Genomic DNA, 6,305 nt, shown 5'->3' with positions numbered 1-6,305 from the left:
GGTGACGTCCACCACCGCGTCGGCATGGGCGGGCGTGCGCACGTCGGCGAGCCAGACACCCGCCTCCTCGCGGACCGAGAGCACCTCGGCGGGCGCGTCGCCGAAGAGGACGGCGACCTCGGGCGCGAAGCCCGTCCCCGTCAGGCGCACGACGTCGCCACCGGCGGTGGGGCCGGTCACGGGCGAGATGGAGGTCAGGGTGGGCACGGCCATGTCACTGCCCTCCCGCCGGCATCGTGGGACGCCTGGTTGACTTATATTCGGACCGAATATAGGATGTCCTGTAGGCCAACCGAGTGGAGGTAGCCATGCGACCGCTTCGAGTCTCCGAAAACATCGTTCCGGTGAGCGACTTCAAGGCGAAGGCGGCCGACTGGCTGCGCCGCCTGGTCGAGAGCTCAGAGCCGGTCGTCATCACCCAGAACGGCAAGGCTGCCGGCGTGCTGCTCTCTCCCGCCGCGTACGACGCGCTGACCGAGCGCTTCCGGTTCATGAAGTCCGTCGAGGAGGGGCTGGCCGACGTCGAGGCCGGCCGGGTCACCCCGCACGAGCAGGTCGTCGCCGAGATGCGCCGGCGTTTCGGCGGGGCCGATGACGAATGACCGGTGGCGAGCAGGAGCCGCGCAGGCCGCTCGACATCCAGTGGTCCGATCGAGCCAAGGACGACCTCGCGGCCATCGGTGACTACATTGCGGCGGACAACCCCGCCGCAGCGATGCGCTGGGTCGAACGCCTCGTCGCCGACGTCGAGCGTGCTGCCGAGATGCCGCTGGCCGGACGCGTCGTGCCCGAGTACGCCGACCGTCACGACATCCGCGAGGTGCTCAGGCGCACATACCGGATCGTCTACCGCGTTCGAGCCGAGGCCATCGAGGTGCTGACGATCTTCGAGGGCCATCGGCTCTTCCCCGAGGGCGTGGTCCGGGACGCGCTGGACGACGAAGGCTGAGCTCATCATCGGCTCCCTCCCTTGTCGGGCGCCGGGCCCATCGTGGCTGGCGAGAAGGTGGCCTACGTTGGGGATGCGCGGCACGTCTACAACGAAGACCACTACTTGTGCGCGACCATGCCGACGCCGGTTCTCGCCGAGGTTCCGGAGGCCAGCCCCGATGCTCCGTTGCTCGGGCTGCTCATTCAGCTCGACACCACGATGATGTCTCGCCTCGTGCTCGAGATGCAGGCGGCCTACGGCGCCATGCCCACGAACGACGCGCCGAGGGAGGGGTGCGGCGTCGCCTCCGCTCGGGCCGAGCTTTCACGGCACCGTACGTGCCAGCTCCAGGTAGCGACAAAACGCGTTGGCGAGCTGGATCTGCCGCGGCGTTCGGCATTCGGGCTCGAACAGCCGGGGGCTGGCGACCAGGATGCATGCGCACCGCGCCCGCGACGTCGCGACGTTGAGTCGGTTGAGGCTAAACAGGAACTCCATGCCGCGCGGGGCGTCGTCGGGCGACGACGTCGCCATCGAGTAGATCACCACGGGGGCTTGTTGCCCTTGGAACTTGTCCACGGTGCCGATGCGCGCGTTGGGTAGACGCTCGCCCAGAGCGCCGACCTGCGCGTTGTAGGGCGCCACGATCAAGATGTCGTTCGGTGTGAGCCGACGGCGATCGCCGCGATAGTCGATCCACGCGCTGTCGGGTTGCAGCAGGGTCGCGTAAAGCTCCGCGACGCGGTCGACCTCTTCGCTGGACGAGTTCTGGTTGCCGTGATGGTCGACGGGGACGAACCAGAGTCCGGCGCCGTCGAAGACGCCGGTTCCAACGAGCGCCTGGCGGTCGAGGTCTGGTTGCGACTGCAGGCGGCTGTCGTAGAACAGTTCGGACGTCAACGCGCAGATCGACGGGTGCAACCGCCAGGTGTGCGCGAGGAAGAGCCCGCGATCGGGCGGGATCGTCTTCCGACCCTCGAGGAGATGTTCGAGCGCCGAGACGTCGGTCCCCTCGGGGTGGCTGCCCTGCTGAGGCTGCTCGAGTTGCCGGGGATCGCCGAGCAACACGACGTTGCGAGCGGCCGCGGCGACCGCGAGGACGTTCGCGAGGGACATCTGGCCGGCCTCGTCGACGAACAGCACGTCGACGGAGCCGACGAACTCCTCGCGCGCCCACAGCCAGGCGGTGCCCGCCGCGACCTGGACGTCGCCGTCGACGAGCGCGTCGAGTACAGCGGCGTTCTTGGTGGTCTCCTCGATCGGCTGGCCCTGGTCCTTGGCCGGGTTCTCGGCGACCTTCTGGATGCAGCGGAGCGTGACGCCCTCGTCGGCGGCCGCCCTGACGACCTCGTCGAGCAGGTTGCGTATCACTTTGTGGCTGACGGCCGTGATCCCGACTTTGTTGCCGTCGCGAATGAGCTCGCAGATCATCCGCGCGCCGGTATAGGTCTTCCCGGTTCCCGGCGGGCCTTGGATCGCGAGCACGCCGCCCCGCAGTTGTTTGGCGAGGCGGCGCGCCGCGGCGAGCGCGGACTCGCCGTCGGCGTCCAGCGGACCGCCGCCATGCAGACCATGGGCGAGCCTCGGAGGCCGAGCGAGGAGCAGGTCGCGCGCGGCGCGGTACGGCCCGGGGGCGTCGACGCCGTGCTCGGCCACCCACTCGCCCAGCCGCAGCAGCGATTCGGCCTGCTTCTTCGCGGTGACGACCGTGTGCGCGTACACCGCCGTGGGGTGGTCGTTGGCGGCGTCGGCGCGCTTCTTGATATCGATCGTTCGGGCCCGTGGATCGACGCGCTCGACCGATCCGAGCGGTGCGCCGCCGACCTGGTGCAGCGGGTCGCCGTCCCTGATGTCGCTGTCTTGCGGCGCGAAGCGGTACCGGTGAACCGGACAGCGGGCAGAGCCTCCTACGCGCTCGACGAACTCGAGCCCGGCGAGCCCGGCGCGCTCGTCGAGGAGGTCCTGTTCATCGAGCGACTCGAGCCGGAAGTGCTCCCACCACGGGGCCTTTTCTTCGCGGCGATGCCAGTCGAGCATGTGTGCGAGCAGCCACCGCGCGTGCTGCTGTGCGGATCGCTCCGACCGTTCGGCGGGAACGTCCCGGAGCAGCCGCTCCATCACCGCGGCCACCTGCTGTTGGCGTTCATGGACGGCTTCGTTGGGCGCGCCGTCCTCCAGCCGTGGACGATCGATGGCCTCGCCCCGGTCCACGAGGTCGGCCCGCAGCGACTTGAGCCACTCGCGCAGCCTCAGAGTCGAGACGCAGTCGTCGCGGTTGTACCGCTCGACGGTGCGCCGCACGTCGCTGGGCACGGCGGTCGCCTGATCGAGCTCGAGAGCGCGCTCGAAGGCGCGGAGGTTGGCGGACGCTTCCCGCAGGTCGACGTCGCGTTCGAAGTCGTAGAACGGCTCGAGGTCCTTGATCGAGTAGCGTTCCACGCTCGCCCGCAGCGCCTGTCTCGCCGCCGCGTACAGATCTACGAACAGACCCGCGCGGAGCATCCGATCCACCTCGCCCTCGCGCGTGGCGTGGCGGCCCATGAGGCGCTTCATCGCGCCGGGCTCATAGGGCGCGAAGTGGTAGATGTGCATCTCGGGGAAGCGCGCCCACCGCGCCATCACCTCGTCGACGAAGGCTTCGAAGGCCTGTTTCTCGTCGGTCGGGTGGATCGCCCACAGGCTGCGGTACTCGGGCGTCCCCGCGTCATCGAGCACGACCCAGCCCAGCAAGTAGTCGAGGCCTCCGGTCCCGACGAACGCGTCGCCTTCGATGTCGAAGAACATGTCGCCGGGCGAGGGCTCCGGCAGGCGCGCGAGCCCGCGGCCCGGTTCGCGAGGCAAGAGCTCGTAGACGGGACGGCCCGATGTTCGGCCTTCGAGCTGAACGCGGGCTTGCTCGCGAAGGCGAACATAGCTGTCGGCGGCGCCCCGGCGAGGCTTGCGGGGCAGCGGAAGCGGAAGCCGTGCCAGCTCCGTGAGCGTGTCGATACCCCAATCGCGCAACTCGCGCTGCTGGAGCTTGGAGATCCCGGCGACGAGGCACAGGTGGTCGTCGTCGCGTCGCCGGCGGTCGCACTCGGGCCACCAGCGACAGATGTCGCACTGGGGCACCGGGTCGGGATACGTGGCGGCGGGCGTGTCGCCGTCACCGACGGCGGCCTCGAGGCGCCGCTGAACGAGCCGGTAGTAGGCCAGGTAATCGAGCACGCGGAAGGTCTCGGGCTCGAAGCCCGTGCCGGGCGACACGACGTGCATGGATTCGGGTAGCCGCCCCTGGATCTCGCCGACGATGTCCGAGTACAGGCACAGCTGCAGGACGGTTCCGGCGCGCGTGTCGCGAGCGAGCTTGGTGTCGACGACCTCGTAGGACCAATCTCCCAGCGAACTCGGCCGAGCGACGCGCCGCAGGATGTCCGCGCGCCCGTACCAGCGGCCACTGGCGAGCGTCGCCTGGACGATGACGTCGATCCCCCGCCTCATCGCGTTCGTCGTGGCGTCGACCGCCGAGCCCTCCTCGGCGCGGAGGTCGACCACATTCATCCCGAGCGCCCGCAGGTGGTCGACATACGTTCGCTCGTGTTCAAAACCCCGCTGCTCGAGCACCTCGAGCGCGGGGTCTTTCCACGTCGGTGGGCTCGCCAAGCCGCGCGCGGCCGCCAGGTCCAGGGTGGTGAGGTGGCGGCAGCCCAGGTGGTTCGCGACATCGCTCGCGGACAGCCTGGGTTGTCCCGCAACAATCCTCATCGCCTCGTCACCGTCGCGCGCCTTGGCCGGCCCCGCGCCATCCCCCAACCGGCCGCAGCCGATCCACTATAACCGACTCACTCGCCGCCGGCGGCCCGCGTTCTTTCGTCGGGCTCCTCGATTCGGGCGCCCGGGCCGGCCGTGCTCACTCGCCGCGCAGCCGGCGGACGAGCGGGACCACGCCGGCGCGGTCCGCCGGGCTCTACGCCCAGATGCCGATCGAGTCCACCTCGTCGGCGATCGCGTCGGCGAACTGGCCGCAGTGGTCGTAGTCGGCGGCGACGGTCGCGCTCAGTAGGCGGCAGCGTAGTCCGGGCCGCGAACGAATCTTCCATCGCGTTCCCGCTTTCGCGTCGTGCTCGCTGGAGGCGCTCACCGCCATGCCGCACACCGGATCCGCGATCTTTCCCTCGGCCGCGGCGTGCGCGTGCTCGTGTCCGTGCTCGTGGTGGTTTCTCATTCTATCGCAGACCTCCACCCTGCGAGCGGGGCTCCTACCGGGTCGCGAAGATTGCGTCCATCTGCGCGCACGCCGCAGGGCCTGCGGACATGGCGGAGCGTATCGCAACGCGTGACGTCAGCCTTCGTCGCCGAGCTCGGTCCCGGCGCGCAGTCGGTCGAGGTAGGCCTGGTACGCGTAGACGCGGTCGCGCTTCTTTCCAGTGGTCTCCACGAGGACGCCGGCGGTCTCGAGCGCCTCGATGGCGCGACCCGCGGTGGGCTTTGTCGTCGACAGCGCCTCGACGACCCAGGGCGCGGTGACGATGGGCCGGCTCGGCAGGCGCTCGAAAAGCTGCACGGCGAGCAAGTTGACGCCGGTGTGGTGGATGACGCGCTGACGGTCGGCGGTCACCAGGGTGAAGATGTCGCGCGAGGTGGCGACGGCCTCGTCGGCGATGGTCGCCACTCCGTCGAGGAAGAAGTCCAGCCACGCCTCCCAGTCGCCGTCGACGCGCACGGCGTCGAGGCGGCGGTAGTACTCCTGCCGGTGGCGCTTGAAGAAGAGGCTCAGGTAGAGCAGCGGGCGCGTGAGCAGGCGCCAGTGCTCGAGCAGCAGCGTCACGAGCAAGCGACCGATGCGGCCGTTGCCGTTGAGGTAGGGGTGGATGGTCTCGAACTGCACGTGGAGCAGACCCGCGCGGACCACCGGGGGGAGCTCATCGTCGACGTGGATGTAGCGCTCGAAGGCCGAGAGCACCTCGGGCAGCGCGTTCGGAGGCGGCGGCACGTAGGCGGCGTTGCCGGGGCGGCTCCCTCCGATCCAGTTCTGGCTGCGGCGCACCTCACCGGGCTGCTTGTTGTCGCCGCGGACTCCGCGGAGCAAGAGCCGGTGAGTCTCGTTGAGCAGGCGCATCGAGAGCGGCAGTCCCGATGGGTCGGCTAGCTGCTCGCGGGCGAAGGTCAGCGCGTCGAGGTAGTTGCAGACCTCCTCGACGTCCGCGTTCGGCGGGGGCGTATCACGCCGATCATCCTCCTGGGCCTCGTAGTTGAGGAGGTCCATGAGCGTGGCCTGCGTGCCCTCGATCTGGGACGAGAGCACCGCCTCCTTGCGCACGAACGCGTAGATGAACCAGTCGAGCGAAGGCACCATCTCGCCGGCCAGCTCGAGGCGTGCGAGCGCCTGCTCCGC

7 protein-coding genes are annotated in these 6,305 nt (G+C 69.5%); 3 read left to right on the top strand and 4 right to left on the bottom strand.

Going from position 1 to position 6,305, the window contains the following annotated elements:
* The coding region (locus tag D6689_22200) for a transcription factor (GenBank protein ID RMH36608.1) at positions 1 to 213 on the bottom strand (213 nt) is incomplete at its 3' end.
* 95 nt (positions 214 to 308) lie between these two features.
* Between D6689_22200 and D6689_22195 the strand changes: the two genes are divergently transcribed.
* Genes D6689_22195 through D6689_22185 form a run of 3 tightly spaced genes read left to right on the top strand, consistent with a single transcriptional unit; the run spans position 309 to position 1,534 of the window.
* Positions 309 to 602 (top strand): type II toxin-antitoxin system Phd/YefM family antitoxin, encoded by a 294-nt coding sequence (locus D6689_22195; protein RMH36607.1) that lies wholly within the window; start codon positions 309 to 311, stop codon positions 600 to 602.
* Entirely contained in the window at positions 599 to 949 is a 351-nt protein-coding gene (locus D6689_22190; protein RMH36606.1) for a type II toxin-antitoxin system RelE/ParE family toxin, read from the top strand. The genes D6689_22195 and D6689_22190 overlap by 4 nt, the downstream gene beginning before the upstream one ends.
* A 21-nt stretch (positions 950 to 970) precedes the next feature.
* Positions 971 to 1,534 carry an AraC family transcriptional regulator gene (locus D6689_22185; protein RMH36605.1) on the top strand — a complete coding sequence of 188 codons (564 nt, stop codon included), beginning with the start codon at positions 971 to 973 and terminating at the stop codon, positions 1,532 to 1,534.
* Here D6689_22185 and D6689_22180 read toward each other — a convergent pair.
* The 3 genes from D6689_22180 to D6689_22170 all read right to left on the bottom strand — a co-directional run bounded on the left by D6689_22180 (position 1,256) and on the right by D6689_22170 (position 6,266).
* On the bottom strand, positions 1,256 to 4,675 hold the full coding sequence (locus tag D6689_22180) for a TM0106 family RecB-like putative nuclease (GenBank protein ID RMH36610.1): 3,420 nt from the start codon (positions 4,673 to 4,675) through the stop codon (positions 1,256 to 1,258). The two genes, D6689_22185 and D6689_22180, sit on opposite strands and share 279 nt — an antisense overlap.
* Positions 4,676 to 4,877: 202 nt before the next feature.
* Positions 4,878 to 5,135, bottom strand: coding sequence for a hypothetical protein (locus D6689_22175; GenBank protein ID RMH36604.1), 258 nt, complete (start codon positions 5,133 to 5,135; stop codon positions 4,878 to 4,880).
* A 117-nt stretch (positions 5,136 to 5,252) separates the two neighbouring features.
* Entirely contained in the window at positions 5,253 to 6,266 is a 1,014-nt protein-coding gene (locus D6689_22170; protein RMH36609.1) for a Fic family protein, read from the bottom strand.
* Positions 6,267 to 6,305: the final 39 nt, after the last annotated feature.

This window comes from Deltaproteobacteria bacterium (assembly GCA_003696105.1).
In the GTDB taxonomy this organism is placed as follows: Bacteria; Myxococcota_A; Polyangia; order Haliangiales; family J016; genus J016.
Note: the sequence above shows the minus strand (reverse complement) of the source record. Positions and strands in the feature narration are given on the sequence as shown.